This is a genomic window from Mesorhizobium shonense (assembly GCF_040545255.1).
Taxonomy (GTDB): Bacteria; Pseudomonadota; Alphaproteobacteria; order Rhizobiales; family Rhizobiaceae; genus Mesorhizobium; species Mesorhizobium shonense.
This window is the reverse complement of sequence record NZ_JBEPLM010000012.1, coordinates 63,100-78,087: the sequence shown is the minus strand read 5'-3', so window position 1 is coordinate 78,087 and position 14,988 is coordinate 63,100. Positions and strand designations below refer to the sequence as shown.

Genomic DNA, 14,988 nt, shown 5'->3' with positions numbered 1-14,988 from the left:
CTGAGTTTTCGGCGCATTGCATCCCGGCATTACGCCTTGGCCAGGCGCTTTTTCCAGTAGCGGATCTGTTTCCGTACTTCCGACGGCGCGGTGCCGCCGAAGCTCACGCGGCTCTTCACCGAATTCTGCACCGCGAGCACCGAGAAGATGTCGCTGGTGATGCCGGAATGGATCGAGCGCAGGTCCTCCAGTTGGAGCTTTTCCAGGCCGACTTTCTTCTCTTCGGCCAGAGCGACGGCGCGGCCGGTGACATGATGGGCCTCGCGGAAGGGAAGGCCGAGGTTGCGCACCAGCCAGTCGGCAAGGTCGGTCGCGGTGGCATGACCGGCGCCGGCGGCCTTCTTCATGGCGGCGGCATTGATGGCCATGTCGCGCACCATGCCGGTGGTCGCCGCCAGCATCAGGTCGAGCGTCTCGGCGGCGTCGAAGACCGATTCCTTGTCTTCCTGCATGTCCTTGCCGTAGGTCAGCGGCATGCCCTTCATCACCGTCAGCAGGCCGACGAGGTGGCCGTTGACGCGGCCGGTCTTGCCGCGCACCAGCTCGGCGGCGTCCGGGTTTTTCTTCTGCGGCATGATCGAGGAGCCGGTTGAGAAGGAATCCGACAGCCGGACGAAGCCGAACTGCGGCGTTGACCAGATGATGATCTCCTCGGCGAGCCGTGACAGATGCGTGCCGCAGATCGCGGCGATGGACAGGAATTCGAGCGCAAAGTCGCGATCGGAAACGCTGTCGAGAGAGTTGCGCATCGGCTCGCGGAAGCCGAGCGCCTTCGCCGTCATGTGACGATCGATGCCGAAGCTGGTGCCGGCGAGCGCGGCGGCGCCCAACGGGCTCTCGTCCATCCGTTCGATGGCGTCGCGGACGCGCGACAGATCGCGGCCGAACATCTCGACATAGGCCATGCAATGGTGGCCGAAGGTCACCGGCTGCGCCGCCTGCATGTGGGTGAAGCCCGGCATCACGGTCGCGGCGTGCTCCTCGGCGCGTTCGAGGAACGCGGCGATGAGGTCCTTCAGTGCCAGGGCGACCCGCTGGCATTCCTCCTTGACCCAGAGTCTCAGATCGACCGCCACCTGGTCGTTGCGCGAGCGGGCGGTGTGCAGGCGGCCGGCGGCCGTACCGATCAGGTCGGCAAGGCGCGCCTCGACATTCATGTGGATGTCTTCGAGCCTGGTCGAGAATTCGAATTTGCCGGCCTCGATCTCTTTCAGGATCGTGTTCAGCCCGTGAGCGATTTTTTCTTGATCGGCCGCCGAAATAATGCCCGTTTGCGCCAGCATCTCGCTGTGGGCGATCGATCCGCGGATGTCCTGCGCATAGAGTTTGCGGTCGAAGGAGATCGACGCGTTGATCGCTTCCATGATCGCGGCCGGACCCGAGGCAAAACGTCCGCCCCACATCTGGTTGCTGGCCTTCTTGTCGCTCATCGCTATAACCCGTGCTCCGGAGCAGTTTTTAAGAAAATGGCAGACGGCAATAAATTCTTCCCGGCCCCGCGCCTCATCCTCGCCGCCCTTGCGGCGGGCGTGCTGGCGGGCGCGGTCGCGGTATATGTCAGCGAGAGCGGTTCTGGCAACAACGCGCCAGATCAGGTTGCCGCCGCCGGCAGCAGCAAGGACGACGTCGCGTGCAAGGCCAAGGGCGAGCGGGCCAGGCAGGTCGCGGCAAAGGCCGTCGGCCAGGTGGCAGCGCTGCAGCCGGCCGATCCGCCGCAGTCGCTGAAGAGCCTTGCCTTCAACGGCCCCGACGGCAAGCCGATGACGATCGCCGACCGTGCCGGCAAGACGGTGCTGCTCAATCTCTGGGCGACATGGTGCGCACCCTGCCGCGCCGAAATGCCGGCGCTCGACGCGCTGCAGAAGGAAAAGGGCAGCGACGCCTTCGAGGTCGTCTCGGTTAACGTCGACACCGGCGACGACGCCAAGCCTAAGAAATTCCTCAAGGAGATCGGCGTCGAGACGCTCGGCTATTACCGGGATCCGACGATAGCTTTGTTCAACGAGGTCAAGACACGCGGGCTGGCGCTGGGCTTGCCGGTGACGATGCTGATCGACGGCGAAGGCTGCCTGATCGCGCATATGAACGGGCCGGCCGAATGGTCGAGCCCCGACGCCAAGCGGCTGGTGGAGACCGCATTGGCGCCGTGAACGCGGGTCTGCCAAAATTTCAGTTCGGGAGAAGTTCCCGGGTCAGCTATGCCCATCTAATAACAGAGAGAAATCTGCCTGCGCGGTGTCCTGTCCGTTGATTCGAAACGAAACCCCGTGCGCGCCTGGATAGTGCCGCCGCGTCGTGACCTCCTTGAAGGCGTGCCGGCGGCTGAATGTCGTCGCCTCGCCAGGGGCGAGGACGATATTCCCACCCTTGAAGACTTTCGGTCGTCTTGAACCGCCGGCCTTCAGGAGATGCAGCACATAGTCGATGGTCAGGCGCTGCGATTGCGTCGACAGCGACCGCAGGGTGATTGACAGGTCGATTGTTTCGCCCATCCTGACTTCTCGTGCCGACAGCCTGGGCGGTTCCATCTCGATTTCCGGTCGGCGGCTTCCGAAAATCGCAAGGGCGTCTGCCTGGCCTTGCTTGATGAGCGTGCGGCAGGCGTGCCGAAGCAACGCTTTGCGCTCGCCCTCTGCTCCGATCATCCATCGAGCTGCAAGTTCGACAACTATGGCGGGATGATCTTTGGAAATGTCGTTGAGGTGGTTCGCCACTGATCGACGCACATAAGGTTCGGGGTCGTCGCGCAATCGTTCAAGCAGCGGTATAACTGGCCCCGGATCGGTTATCAGCGCCGGCAATTGCATGGCCCAGGGCAAGCGCGGCCGTGTACCTTCTGAAACCAATCGTCGCACATGGCGGTTGGGATCGCCGATCCAACCCGCCATGATCGCCAATGCGCGGGGCTGGTCCGCGAGCAGCAAGTAGCGGATGCCGAACTCCGCTGAAAAGCGCGTGGTCAACTCGCGCATGAGCGACATCGAACGGTCGAAATCGTCGATCCCATGGTGGCCGACCAGCATCGTCAGCGGCATGATGGCCCATCCGCAGATGCCGTCTTCATCGGAAGGCTGATCGGCATGATCGAGCCGGTCAGGGTGGAGCATCGCAAGCAGGATTTCCGCGCGACGAGCCGGATCGGCAGGCAGGGCGTCATGCAGCTGGTCTGCAATCAACTGTGCTCGTGCTTTGAGCTCCAGCCCGGCAAGCCGCGGCTCGATTGCGGCAGCAAAGGCCGCGGCATCGAATCCTCGCATGCACCGCTTCAGGTGCGCCGCCAGACAGCGCACCAAATCCGGCGAGAAGACGTTCTTGAACGGCTCCAAGAGCGGACCTCAGCCGTAGACCGCGAGGGACGTATAGTGAGCAACCCCCTCGTCGGGCTTGTCCGCGTCCATCGCCATAACCGCGAAATACGCCTGGCACTGGGGCGACTCCATCGCATGCTCCATTACCGCTCTGGCGTCGGCAGCGCTTCGCCAATGGACAAGATCGAGGTAGTTTCCTTCGTACAGCCGTAGAAGCTCACGGCGGAGGAACCCCGGTTGCCTGCCAAGAAACTCTCGCTGAAACCGTTCTGATGCAGCGACGAGTTCGGCTTCTGATTTCCCGACGGCCAAATTGATCTTCGCCATTTCCACAGTGATTGCAGTCATTGTCGTATCCTCGATTGCGATGATTTCTCGTAGTTTTAAAGCTGTCATTTTATGGCATATTTCTCCAATGCCACGTGCCTCTGCCCGCAGCCGGCTTGACCGGCTTGATTTGCTCGCGAGCCGTCTTAAAGCGGACGAACCAATGACCATCGCTGAGATCGCCAGCGAGCTCGGCATCAGCGCGCGGACGCTCGCCCGCGACCTCGAGATCCTGCGCGAGCGAGGGCTGCCGGTAGAGTCGGATCGAGGTCGAGGGGGCGGCGTCCGGCTGCACCGGACATGGGGTATTGGGCGCGTGACGCTGACCTATCGCGAAGCGGTCGACCTGCTGGTTAGCCTCGCCATCGCGGAGCAGCTTCAGTCCCCCTGGCTGATTGCCAATCTATCCTCGATTCGGCGCAAGCTGACGGCGTCCTTCGCCCCGGCCCTCCGCGACCGCATCGAAGCGTTGCGGAACCGTATCCTCATCGGCCACAGCGCATCCGCTTCGGTCGTACAGGGCTTCGCGGTCCCCGACGGCGATAGCATCAATGCGCTGTTTCGCGCCTTCCTCGAAACACGCGTGTTGCGTTTCAGCTACACGGACGTGCAGAACAGAAAAGCGATGCGGCTGGTGGAACCGCAACTCCTGCTATTGAACTATCCCGTCTGGTACGTGATCGGATGGGATCGAGATCGTGACGCAGTGCGCAGCTTCCGATGCGACAGGATGAGATTCGCGCTCGTCGAGGAGGAACAGTTTCAGCTGCGGCGGCCTGAAATTTTCGACAAAGCGATTGAAGGCGTGGACGTGATCAAGCCTTAAACATGAGCCGGCGCTGGGCCTGCCCGATCGCGCATATGAACGGCCCGGCGGAATGGTCGAGCCCCGACGCCAAGCGGCTGGTGGAAGCAGCGGTCAGTCCGTCAGGCTGAGCGCGATGCGGCGGCCGGCTCCAGCATCAGGATGCTGCCGCCGCGAGCCTGGGCGCGATCGTTGGCCGCCGGCGCCGGCACGCCGGTCAGCTCGCTGAAGGTCTCGATCGGGCCCGGCCTGCCGAGATAGTATCCCTGGCCGATCTCGCAGTCCTCGGCATCGAGGAAGCGCAATTCGTCCAGCGTCTCGACGCCTTCGGCCAGAACCGGCAGGCCGAGACCGCGCCCCAGCCCCAGCACGGCGCGCACGATGGCCGCGACCTGGCCGTTCCTGTCGACCGATTTGATGAAGGAGCCGTCGATCTTGATCTTATCGAAGGGGAAGGCGCGCAGGTTGGACAGCGACGAATAGCCGGTTCCGAAATCGTCCATCGCGACGCGGACACCAAGCGCCTTGACCTGCCGCAAGGTCGCGAGCGCCCGCGGCATGTCCTTGATAAGCGCCGTCTCGGTCACCTCGAGCTCCAGCCGGCCGGGTGCAAGGCCGGTGCGGAGAAGGATCTCGTGCACCTTGCGGCTGAAATTCGGATTGTGCAGTTGCACTGCCGAAACATTGACGGCGATCGTCAGCGGATTTTTCCAGCGCGCGGCCTCCTCGCAAGCCGTCGCCAGCACCCATTCGCCGATCTGGGCGATGCCGCCGCTGTCTTCGGCGACCGGGATGAAAACGGACGGCGGGATATTGCCTCGTTCGGGATGATGCCAGCGGATCAGGGCTTCGAAGCCGATCATCTTGCCGCTGCTGATTTCCTTTTGCGGCTGGTAGACCAGCCGGAACTCGCCGCGTGCCACCGCCTGGCGCAGATCGTGTTCCATGGCGCGCCGGTCGCGCGTCTCCGCACCCATCGAAGCCTCGAAATAGCGGTAGGTGTCCTTGCCCTCGGCCTTGGCGCGGTAGAGGGCGGTGTCGGCGTGGCTGACCAGCGCCGCCTGCTCGTCGGCGTCGAGCGGGAAAAGGGCGATGCCGATACTGGCCGACACCAGTTCGCCGCCGGGCGACAACTGGCTTTCCTGGCGCAGTTTTGCAAGCACGGCCTCGGCGATCCGGCCGGCGGCCTGCGGATCGGGAAGGTTCGGCGCGATGATCGCGAACTCATCGCCGCCGAGGCGGGCCAGCATCTGCCCGTGGCGGAGCACACTCGATGTGCATTGCGCCACCCTTTGCAGCACGGCGTCGCCGGCCGCGTGACCGAAGAGGTCGTTCACTTCCTTGAACCGGTCGAGATCGAGAAGCATGAGCGCGAGCTGCCCGCCCTTGCGGCTCGTGCCCGCCGCGGCGATCTCGGCTTCGAGCCGGCTGGTGAAGCTGCGGCGGTTGGCAAGCCCGGTCAGCGGATCGAAATGCGCCAGGTGAAGGATCTCCTGTTCGGCCTTCTTGCGCTCGCGAATGTCGCGGACGGCGACGACGTCGTGAGGCTTGCCGCAATAGTCGATGCTGCGGGCGATCAGCTCGACGGGGATCCGGGTGCCGTCCTGGCTGCGCAACTCGGCTTCCTGCGCCTGGCCGGTGCCGCCGGCGACGCCTAAGGCAACGCGCTCGCCGAAAAGATCGCCAAGCGTCATCGTGTTCAGCGTGCCGGCGGTGACGCCGCTCAGCGCCGCGATGCTGTCGTTGGCGCTGACGATGCGGCTGCCGTCGCAGACGATGAGCCCTTCCACGGCGGCGTTGGCCAGGCCATGCATGCGCTCGGCCTCGACCCGGTGACGGCGGAAGCGCAGATCGATCCTGAGCGCCGCGGCCGAGAGCACGAGGATGACCAGGCTCGCCGCCGCGGCGGCAAAGGCCTGCGACAGCGGCGCTATCGTGAATTGAGAGATCTCTATCGAGGAATCCGGGTAGATCGAGACGGCCCCCATGGCGATGAAATGCAGGGTGCAGATCGCCAATGTGAGCAGGATGGCGGCGGCGATCGTCGTAAGTGTCGACGGGCGGCGCAGCACAACGAGCAGCGAAAGCGCGGCAAGCGTGATGCCCGCCACCAGCGAAAGAGCGACGAGCAGCTCATTCCAGACGATCCTGCCCTGGACCTCGAACGCCGCCATGCCGGTATAGTGCATCACGGCGATGCCTGCGCCGAGCACGGCGCCGCCGACAAGGTAGTGATCGATGCCGCCACGCATAGTGGCGATCCACATTCCCGCCGCCGTCAGGATGACGGAAGCGGCCAGCGACAGCGCGGAAAGCTCCGCGTTGTAGGCGTTGGGTATTCCTGGCGTGAAGGCGACCATGGCGATGAAATGCGTCGCCCAGATGCCGAATCCTGTCGCCGTGGCGGCGATCAGCAGCCAGGCATAGCGGTTTCGACTGGTCGATTGCTGGACGTGGCGAAGAAGATTGACCGCGGAGTAACAGGAGATTCCGCAGATGAGCGCCGCAAGCGCGACCAATCTCAGATCGTGCTCGTGCACGATGCAATTATAGACGGTCAACATCCTGCTTCACCTGATCTTCCCGCATCAATCAAGTCGGAATTGATTAGGGCTCGACGATTGAAAAATCAGTTATTGCGCATGCAACTACAGCGTGCTTTGCGGGTTGTAGAGCACTGGACGGTTTGCAATGACAATGGGCAGAGGCCGACTTAGCAGACAATCCTTCCGGGCCGGCGTATCGTTCGCCCTTTGGTGAGCCGGCTATCTACATTGCTTCTCGCTATTTTAGCCGGAAGCGAAGTATGCCGAGGAGCAACAAAACCGTTGTCCGACGGAGGCGGGCGGCACATATTGGCTTTGCGGGAGTATTCCTTCCGCCAATGACAAACGGGAGATGAAACATGAAGTTCTTCGGCTTCGCGGCCGGTGCCGCCTTGATGCTGTTTTCCACCACCTCTGCCTTTGCCGTCACACAGATCAGCTGGTGGCACGCCATGACAGGCGCCAATGCCGAGGTCGTCGACAAGATCTCGAAGGACTTCAACGCCAGCCAGAGCGACTACCAGATCGTGCCGGTGTTCAAGGGCACCTATCCCGAAACGCTAAATGCCGGCATCGCTGCCTTCCGGGCCGGCCAAGCGCCAGACATCATCCAGGTGTTCGACGTCGGCACCGGCGTCATGATGGCAGCCGAAAGCGCGATCAAGCCGGTGGCCGATGTGTTGACGGGCGCCGGGATGACTTTCGACAAGAGCCAGTATCTGCCCGGGATCGTCGGCTACTATTCGAAGCCGGACGGTACCATGCTGTCCTTCCCCTACAATTCGTCCTCGCCGATCCTCTACTACAACAAGGACATCTTCCAGAAGGCCGGCCTCGACGTGAACAGCCCGCCCAAGACCTGGAACGAGGTCTGGGAAGCGGCAAAGAAGATCAAGGCGAGCGGCGCCGCTCCTTGCGGCTACACCTCGACATGGCTGACCTGGATCCATCTGGAGAATTTTGCCGCTTGGAACAATGTGTCCTGGGCGACCCAGCAGAACGGACTGGCCGGAGGCGATGTCGAGCTCAAGATCAACGCGCCGATCTTCGTTAACCACTTTCAGGCGCTGGCGGACCTCGCCAAGGACGGCACCTTCAAATATGGCGGACGCACCTCCGAAGCAAAGCAGATATTCCTCGCCGGCGAATGCGGCATCTTCACGGAATCGTCAGGTGGCCTCGGCGACATCGTCAAGTCCGGCATGAACTACGGCATCGGCCAATTGCCTTACGACAGCGACGCCAAGGGCGCGCCGCAGAACACGACGCCGGGCGGCGCCAGCCTCTGGGTTTTCAGCGGCAAGTCGGATGAAGAATACAAGGGCGTCGCTGCCTTCTTCGCTTATCTCTCCAAGACCGAGGTGCAGGAATATCTGCACCAGAAGTCGGGCTACCTGCCGGTAACGCTCGCAGCGTATGAGGCGACCAAGAAATCCGGCTTCTATGACAAGAACCCCGGCCGCGAGACACCGATCCTGCAGATGACCGGCAAGGCGCCGACCGAGAATTCCAAGGGTGTGCGGCTGCCCAATCTGCCGCAGGTGCGCGATATCCAGAACGAGGAGTTCGAGAAGATGCTGGCCGGCCAGGAAACGGCCCAGCAGGCGCTCGACAATGCCGTCTCGCGCGGCAATGCCGCCATCAAGGACGCGTTGGGGAACTAGACCCTGGCTGTCGAGACGGAACGTCGCCCGCGCAGGTTCGCGTGGGCGACCCTCGCATGATGAGAGCACGAAGCTGACCCCTCGCGTCGTTTTTCCCAACAAGGTCCTGCCTTACCTGCTTGTGGCGCCGCAACTCGCCATAACGCTGGTTTTCTTCTACTGGCCGGCCGGGCAGGCGCTCTACCAGTCCATGCTCAGGCAGGATCCGTTCGGGCTGAAGAGCAAGTTCGTGTGGTTCGCCAATTTCCGCAAAGTGCTTGCCGATCCGGCCTATCTCAACTCGATCAAGGTCACGGTCGTGTTTTCGCTTGCCACCGCGATCGTGGCGATGGCCGTGGCATTGCTGCTTGCCGTGATGGCCGAAAAGGTGGTGCGCGGCAAAGCGCTCTACCGCACGCTGATGATCTGGCCCTATGCGGTCGCGCCGGCGATCGCCGGCATGTTGTGGCTGTTCCTGTTCAACCCCTCGATCGGCTCGCTATCCTATGTGCTGAGAAGTCTCGGCATCGCCTGGGACCCGCTGCTCAACGGCAACCACGCCATGATCCTTTTGGTGTCCGCCGCGGCATGGAAGCAGATCAGCTACAATTTCCTGTTCTTCGTCGCCGGGCTGCAGGCGGTGCCCAAAACCCTGATCGAGGCGGCGGCGATCGATGGCGCTCGCGAGACCAAGCGCTTCTGGACCATCGTCTTCCCGCTGCTTGCGCCGACGACCTTCTTCCTGCTGGTCGTCAATACGGTCTATGCCCTGTTCGACACGTTCGGCATCGTCCATGCCGTCACCGGCGGCGGACCGGGCAAGACGACCGAGACGCTGGTTTACAAGGTCTACAATGATGGCTTCGTCAACCTGATCCTCGGCGATTCGGCGGCGCAGTCGGTAATCCTGATGGCCATCGTCATCGCTCTCACCGCCATCCAGTTCCGCTATGTGGAACGCAAGGTTCATTACGGCTGAGGCGAGCGATGATCGGCCAGTCCCCGTTGCGCATCCTGATCGCCCATGCCGCTCTCATCCTCGGCATTCTGATCGTCGCGTTTCCCATCTACTATACCTTCGTCGCCTCGACGCAGACGCTGCAGACGATCCTCAAGCCGCCTTTGCCGCTGCTGCCCGGCGACCAGTTCTGGAACAATTACGGCGAGGCGCTGTTCGGCGGTGTCGGGCGCATCGGCGGGGTCAGCGTCGGCAGGCTGCTTTTCAACACCACGATCATGGCGCTCGGCGTCGCGGTCGGAAAGATCTTCATCTCGATCCTGTCGGCCTACGCGATCGTCTTTTTCCGTTTTCCGCTGCGCATGACCTTCTTCTGGCTGATCTTCATCACCCTGATGCTGCCCGTCGAGGTGCGCATCCTGCCGACCTACAAGGTGATGGTCGATCTCGGCATGATCGACACCTATGCCGGCCTGATCATCCCGCTGATCGCTTCGGCCACCGCGACGCTGTTGTTCAGGCAGTTTTTCATGACCATTCCGGGCGAGCTCGTCGAGGCGGCGCGCGTCGACGGGGCTGGGCCGTGGCGCTTCTTCTTCGACATCCTCCTGCCGCTGTCGCGCACCAACATCGCGGCGCTGTTCGTCATCCTCTTCATCTATGGCTGGACGCAATATCTGTGGCCGCTGCTGGTCACCAACAGCAACGACATGAACACCATCGTCATCGCGCTGAAAAAGATGGTCTCCTTCGCCGATGCCGACACCCAGTGGCACCTTGTCATGGTAACGGCGATGTTGGCCATCGTGCCGCCGATCCTTGTCGTGGTGCTGATGCAGCGCTGGTTCGTGCGCGGGCTCGTTGAATCCGAGAAGTGAGGGCCGATGGCGACCGTTGATCTGAACGATGTGAAAAAGGTCTATGCCGGTGGCGTCGAGGCCGTGAAAGGCGTTTCCATCGCCATTCCGGACAAGCAGCTTTGCGTGCTGGTCGGTCCTTCCGGCTGCGGCAAGTCCACGCTGCTCAGGATGATCGCCGGACTCGAGACCATCTCTTCCGGGACGGTTGCGATCGACGGCAAGATCGTCAACGCCATCGGTCCGACCGAGCGCGACATCGCCATGGTGTTCCAGAACTACGCGCTCTACCCGCACATGAAGGTGTACGACAACATGGCCTACGGCCTGCGCAATCGCGGCACGCCGAAGGCCGAGATCGACAGCAGGGTGCGCGCGACCGCCAAAATCCTGGAACTGTCGGCGCTGCTCGACCGGCGCCCGCGCGAGCTTTCCGGCGGGCAGCGCCAGCGCGTCGCCATGGGCCGCGCCATCGTGCGCAATCCGAAAGTCTTCCTGTTCGACGAGCCGCTCTCCAACCTCGACGCGAAGCTGCGCGGCCAGATGCGAGTGGAAATCAAGAACCTGCAGCGTTCACTAGGCGTCACTTCGGTCTATGTCACCCACGACCAGCTCGAGGCGATGACTTTGGCCGACATGCTTGTCGTCATGAATGCCGGGCTGGTCGAGCAGATGGGCGCTCCGCTCGACATCTACGAAAAGCCGGCCTCGACATTCGTCGCGTCCTTCATCGGCGCGCCGCCGATGAACCTGCTGCCCCTGGCGGAACGACCGGCCGGTCTGGCGCTGTCCGATGGGACGGCGATCAACCTCGCGCCCCCCGAGCGACGAGCCGCAACGATCGGTTTTCGGCCGGAGGATGCCGATATCGCGGTCGCCGCGGAGATGCCGACCGGCGCTCTGGTCTTGCCGGCGACCGTCGAAGCCGTCGAGCCGGTTGGGGCCGAGAGCTTCCTTCACTGCGCGGCCGGCGGCGGCCGCATCGTCGTGCGCGTCGGCGGCCGCGCCAGCGCCAAGCCGGGCGACCGGCTGCATGTCGCTGCCGGCGCCGAAAAGCTGCACTGGTTCGACGGCGACGGAAAGCGAGTCGGCTGAAGCGGCGTCGCTCGGAGATCGATCGCGGCCGGCAAGGCCATAAGGCGCTGCAGGCCGAGGAAGCCGTGTTCCGTCGCCGCGCAACCTGACTTTTCCACAACGCCCCGAGCCACAGCAGAACTGTCACATACCTTCTCTAAGAGAGCAGGCAAGGACTTGCGCAAGCCCGTTGTCTTCAGCCACTCAAGAGGGAATAAATCCATGTCGATCATCAAGCAGGGCCTTGCGGCTTTTGCCGCCGGCACGCTCGGCGTCGCGCTCGCGCTGCCTGCCGCCGCAGCGCCGGTTAAATTCGATTTCTGGTTCGGCCTGTCGGGCGATCTGGCACGCGTCGTCGACACGCTGTGCAAGAACTTCAACGCCTCGCAGTCCGACTATGAGGTGGTCTGCACCAGCCAGGGCAATTACGATGCCACGCTGCAGAACACGATCGCCGCCTTCCGCGCCGGCAAACAGCCGACCGTCGTCCAGGTCTATGACGTCGGCACCGCCACGATGATGCTGTCGGGCGCCTACAAGCCCGCCGACAAGCTGATGGAAGAGAACGGCTACAAGATCGACTACAGCGACTATTTTCCCGGCATCGCCCGCTACTACGCGACGTCGAAGGGCGAGATGCTGTCCTTCCCGTTCAACTCGTCCACCGCGCTGATGTACTGGAACAAGGACGCTTTCACCAAGATCGGCAAGACCGAGGCGCCGAGGACCTGGGAAGATGTCGGCGCCGACCTCAAGGCGCTGAAGGACGCCGGCTATGATTGCCCGATGGCGATCAACATCTCCGGCAACGAAAGTTGGCAGCTGATGGAGCAGTTCTCGGCGCTCCACAACCAGCCGATCGCCACCAAGAACAACGGCTATGACGGTCTCGACGCCCGCCTGGAAATGAACAAGACCAAGTTCGTCCAGTACGTCACCGACCTGAAGAAGTGGTATGACGACGGCCTGATCAAGATCAAATCGAAGGACCTCGGCCAGGATATGGTCCAGGCCTTCGCCACCGGCACCTGCCAGGTCATCATGACCTCGGTCGGCGACCACGGCACGGTCGGCAAGACCCAGAAGGAAGGCATGAACTGGGATGTCGCCGAGCTGCCGGTCTATGCCGGCACCGAGCGCAAGAACTCGCTGGTCGGCGGCGCGTCGCTGTGGGTGCTGTCCGGCAAGTCGGACGCGGAGTACAAAGGTGCCGCCGCCTTCCTCAACTTCATACACGACCCCAAGACCGCGTTGTTCTGGTCGACCAACACCGGCTACATCCCGGTGACGAAGTCGGGCTTCGAATACATGAAGGCAAACGGCTTTTACGACAAGGCGCCTTACAAGGGCCGTGAAGTGGCGATCGAAAGCCTGACCGCCTCGGAGCCGACCGAGATCACCCGCGGCATCCGCCTCGGCAACTTCACCCAGATCCGCGCCGAGTTCGGCACGCAGATGCAGGCGATCTTCGCCAACAAGGAGAGCGTGCAGGACGGCATAGACTCGCTGGTCAAGAACGGCGACGCGATCCTCGACCGCTTCCAGCAGACCTACCCCAACAAGATGCTGCCCTAAGCGAATAGAATTCAAGGCCGCTCGCCGGCAGCCGGCGAGCGGTCTTTTCTTATCAGGGCTAGCCGCTCGACGGCTTCGGCGGATCGATGGAAAAACGCGTTACCTTCGGCAAATGGACGATCGGCATCCTGTTCGCGGTGCCGCAGCTGATCCTGATCTTCACCTTCTTCTACTGGCCGGCCGGACAGGCGGTCTATTGGTCGCTGACGCTGCAGCAGCCTTGGGGCGGCGGCAATATCTGGGTCGGGCTCGACAATTTCCGCTCGATCCTCGCCAACGCCGACTACTGGAATTCGATCACAGCCAGCCTTGTCTTCGCGGCGACCAGCACCGGGCTCGCCATGGTCATCGCGCTGGTGCTCGCCACTTTGACCGACCGGCAGCTTGCCGGCTCACGTCTCTACCGCGTCGTGCTGATCTGGCCTTACGGCATCGCGGCACCCGCGCTGGCGCTGGCCTTCCGTTTCATCCTGGCGCCGGAAGCCGGCTTCATGGCCGCCGTCAACAAGTTCTGGCCGGGCGTCTGGGACCCCGGCCTCAACGGCGCCGACGCTATGGCCTCCGTCATCATCGCCTTCTCATGGAAATATGTCGGCTACAATTTCATCTTCTTCCTCGCCGCCCTGCAGGCAATCCCGCGCTCGCTGATCGAGGCGGCGGCGATGGACGGCTCGGGCGTCGTGCGCCGCTTCCGGGACATCCAGTTTCCGCTGATCACGCCGACGATCTTCTTCCTGCTGGTCATCAACATCACCGAAAGCTTCCAGGACTCCTTCGGTATCGTCGATATCATGACCGCCGGCGGCCCGGCGAACGCCACCAACCTGATGGTCTACAAGATCTATTCCGATGGCTTCAAAGGCCTCGATTATTCGGGCGCGGCAGCGCAGAGCATTATCCTGATGCTGCTCATCATCATGCTCACCATCGTCCAGTTCCGCTTCATCGAGCGGCGCGTGCATTATCGGTGAGGCGGCCATGGTCGAGCGCACCCCGATCCTCAACTTCTTCACGCATCTGATCTTGTTCGCCGGCTTCGTTTTGTGCGTGGCGCCATTCGTCATCGTGGCGATCGCCGCCTCGCACAATCTGAAGGAGGTCAATGATGTGCCGATGTCGCTGCTGCCGGGCAGCGACTTCTGGGTCAACGTCAAGACCGCCTGGACGACGGCCGACCTCGGTCCGAAGCTCTTCAACAGCTTCGTCATGGCGGCGGGCGTCGCCGCCGGCAAGGTGATCGTCTCGGCGCTCACAGCCTTCTCGATCGTCTATTTCCGCTACCCCGGGCGGATGCTGATCTTCTGGCTGATCTTCGTCACGCTGATGCTGCCGCTGGAAGTGCGCATCGTGCCGACCTACGCGGTGGTCGCCAACGTCTTGTCGCCCTATCAGGCGATCATGGACCTGACCGGGCTCTCCTGGCTGATCGAGAAGATATCGGGCGTGCAGGTTTCGCTGAGCCTGGGGCTGCTCAATTCCTACAGCGGCCTGATCCTGCCGCTGGTCGCGACCGCCACCGGCACCTTCCTCTACCGGCAGTTCTTCCTGACCGTGCCGGACGAATTGACAGAGGCGGCGCGCATGGATGGCGCCGGCGCGCTGCGTTTCTTCGTCGATATCCTGCTGCCGCTGTCGCGCAACAACATGGCGGCGCTCGGCACCATCATGTTCCTGTGGGCCTGGAACCAGTATCTGTGGCCGCTGCTGATCACCACCGATCAGTCGCATGCGACGGCGGTGACCGAGCTGAAGCAGCTCATCCCCAATGTCGGCGGCGCGCCGGAGTGGCATATCGCCATGGCCGGCACGCTGATCGTCATGCTGCCGCCGCTGATCGTCGTAGTGCTGATGCAGCGCTGGTTCGTGCGCGGCTTGATCGCCACCGAGAAATAAGG

The 14,988-nt window shown here is 62.7% G+C and carries 13 protein-coding genes and 1 pseudogene; 10 read left to right on the top strand and 4 right to left on the bottom strand.

Annotation, left to right across the window (positions count from 1 at the left end; all coding sequences use genetic code 11):
- Window positions 1-29: 29 nt before the first annotated feature.
- A complete protein-coding gene (argH, locus tag ABID26_RS26345) occupies window positions 30-1,430 on the bottom strand; it encodes an argininosuccinate lyase (protein WP_292300936.1) in 1,401 nt (466 codons plus the stop codon).
- Window positions 1,431-1,466: 36 nt separating this feature from the next.
- Here argH and tlpA point away from each other — a divergent pair, with 36 nt between their 5' ends.
- The gene (gene tlpA, locus ABID26_RS26340) at window positions 1,467-2,150 is read left to right on the top strand and encodes a thiol:disulfide interchange protein TlpA (RefSeq protein WP_292300934.1); all 684 of its coding nucleotides are present in this window, start codon (window positions 1,467-1,469) and stop codon (window positions 2,148-2,150) included.
- 42 nt (window positions 2,151-2,192) lie between these two features.
- On the opposite strand, the gene ABID26_RS26335 is transcribed toward tlpA, so the two are convergent.
- Both ABID26_RS26335 and ABID26_RS26330 read right to left on the bottom strand, forming a co-directional pair.
- Complete coding sequence (locus ABID26_RS26335; RefSeq protein WP_292300932.1) at window positions 2,193-3,326, bottom strand: DNA alkylation repair protein; 1,134 nt, start codon at window positions 3,324-3,326, stop codon at window positions 2,193-2,195.
- Between the two features lie 9 nt (window positions 3,327-3,335).
- Entirely contained in the window at window positions 3,336-3,656 is a 321-nt protein-coding gene (locus ABID26_RS26330; RefSeq protein ID WP_126097685.1) for an antibiotic biosynthesis monooxygenase, read from the bottom strand.
- Between the two features lie 19 nt (window positions 3,657-3,675).
- Here ABID26_RS26330 and ABID26_RS26325 point away from each other — a divergent pair, with 19 nt between their 5' ends.
- Window positions 3,676-4,461 (top strand): helix-turn-helix transcriptional regulator, encoded by a 786-nt coding sequence (locus ABID26_RS26325; protein ID WP_354417082.1) that lies wholly within the window; start codon window positions 3,676-3,678, stop codon window positions 4,459-4,461.
- Between the two features lie 20 nt (window positions 4,462-4,481).
- Window positions 4,482-4,571, top strand: a pseudogene (locus ABID26_RS26320) (TlpA family protein disulfide reductase); the annotation flags it as partial.
- Here ABID26_RS26320 and ABID26_RS26315 read toward each other — a convergent pair.
- A complete protein-coding gene (locus ABID26_RS26315; protein WP_292344736.1) occupies window positions 4,563-7,004 on the bottom strand; it encodes a sensor domain-containing diguanylate cyclase in 2,442 nt (813 codons plus the stop codon). The pseudogene ABID26_RS26320 and the gene ABID26_RS26315 sit on opposite strands and share 9 nt — an antisense overlap.
- A 341-nt stretch (window positions 7,005-7,345) precedes the next feature.
- Here ABID26_RS26315 and ugpB point away from each other — a divergent pair, with 341 nt between their 5' ends.
- The 7 genes from ugpB (at window position 7,346) to ABID26_RS26280 (ending at window position 14,986) form a co-directional block, all read left to right on the top strand.
- A complete protein-coding gene (ugpB, locus tag ABID26_RS26310) occupies window positions 7,346-8,650 on the top strand; it encodes a sn-glycerol-3-phosphate ABC transporter substrate-binding protein UgpB (protein ID WP_292300927.1) in 1,305 nt (434 codons plus the stop codon).
- A 73-nt stretch (window positions 8,651-8,723) separates the two neighbouring features.
- Window positions 8,724-9,608 carry a sn-glycerol-3-phosphate ABC transporter permease UgpA gene (gene ugpA, locus ABID26_RS26305; RefSeq protein ID WP_292300999.1) on the top strand — a complete coding sequence of 295 codons (885 nt, stop codon included), beginning with the start codon at window positions 8,724-8,726 and terminating at the stop codon, window positions 9,606-9,608.
- A gap of 8 nt (window positions 9,609-9,616) precedes the next feature.
- Window positions 9,617-10,465, top strand: a complete 849-nt coding sequence (ugpE, locus tag ABID26_RS26300; RefSeq protein WP_292300925.1) for a sn-glycerol-3-phosphate ABC transporter permease UgpE — start codon at window positions 9,617-9,619, stop codon at window positions 10,463-10,465.
- Window positions 10,466-10,471: 6 nt separating this feature from the next.
- Window positions 10,472-11,539, top strand: coding sequence for a sn-glycerol-3-phosphate import ATP-binding protein UgpC (locus tag ABID26_RS26295; RefSeq protein WP_292344737.1), 1,068 nt, complete (start codon window positions 10,472-10,474; stop codon window positions 11,537-11,539).
- A 201-nt stretch (window positions 11,540-11,740) separates the two neighbouring features.
- Window positions 11,741-13,093, top strand: a complete 1,353-nt coding sequence (locus ABID26_RS26290) for an extracellular solute-binding protein (protein ID WP_292303221.1) — start codon at window positions 11,741-11,743, stop codon at window positions 13,091-13,093.
- A gap of 86 nt (window positions 13,094-13,179) precedes the next feature.
- Window positions 13,180-14,064: an ABC transporter permease subunit gene (locus ABID26_RS26285; RefSeq protein ID WP_126097692.1), complete on the top strand. Its 885-nt coding sequence runs from the start codon at window positions 13,180-13,182 to the stop codon at window positions 14,062-14,064.
- Between the two features lie 7 nt (window positions 14,065-14,071).
- Window positions 14,072-14,986 carry an ABC transporter permease subunit gene (locus tag ABID26_RS26280; protein ID WP_292303220.1) on the top strand — a complete coding sequence of 305 codons (915 nt, stop codon included), beginning with the start codon at window positions 14,072-14,074 and terminating at the stop codon, window positions 14,984-14,986.
- Window positions 14,987-14,988: the final 2 nt, after the last annotated feature.

What these genes read in the sequence shown, in the direction of transcription:
- argH (WP_292300936.1), bottom strand. Translation starts at nt 1,430, where the DNA reads ATGAGCGACAAGAAGGCCAGCAACCAGATGTGGGGCGGACGTTTTGCC.
- tlpA (WP_292300934.1), top strand. Translation starts at nt 1,467, where the DNA reads ATGGCAGACGGCAATAAATTCTTCCCGGCCCCGCGCCTCATCCTCGCC.
- ABID26_RS26330 (WP_126097685.1), bottom strand. Translation starts at nt 3,656, where the DNA reads ATGACTGCAATCACTGTGGAAATGGCGAAGATCAATTTGGCCGTCGGG.
- ABID26_RS26325 (WP_354417082.1), top strand. Translation starts at nt 3,676, where the DNA reads ATGATTTCTCGTAGTTTTAAAGCTGTCATTTTATGGCATATTTCTCCA.
- ABID26_RS26315 (WP_292344736.1), bottom strand. Translation starts at nt 7,004, where the DNA reads ATGTTGACCGTCTATAATTGCATCGTGCACGAGCACGATCTGAGATTG.
- ugpB (WP_292300927.1), top strand. Translation starts at nt 7,346, where the DNA reads ATGAAGTTCTTCGGCTTCGCGGCCGGTGCCGCCTTGATGCTGTTTTCC.
- ugpE (WP_292300925.1), top strand. Translation starts at nt 9,617, where the DNA reads ATGATCGGCCAGTCCCCGTTGCGCATCCTGATCGCCCATGCCGCTCTC.
- ABID26_RS26295 (WP_292344737.1), top strand. Translation starts at nt 10,472, where the DNA reads ATGGCGACCGTTGATCTGAACGATGTGAAAAAGGTCTATGCCGGTGGC.
- ABID26_RS26290 (WP_292303221.1), top strand. Translation starts at nt 11,741, where the DNA reads ATGTCGATCATCAAGCAGGGCCTTGCGGCTTTTGCCGCCGGCACGCTC.
- ABID26_RS26285 (WP_126097692.1), top strand. Translation starts at nt 13,180, where the DNA reads ATGGAAAAACGCGTTACCTTCGGCAAATGGACGATCGGCATCCTGTTC.
- ABID26_RS26280 (WP_292303220.1), top strand. Translation starts at nt 14,072, where the DNA reads ATGGTCGAGCGCACCCCGATCCTCAACTTCTTCACGCATCTGATCTTG.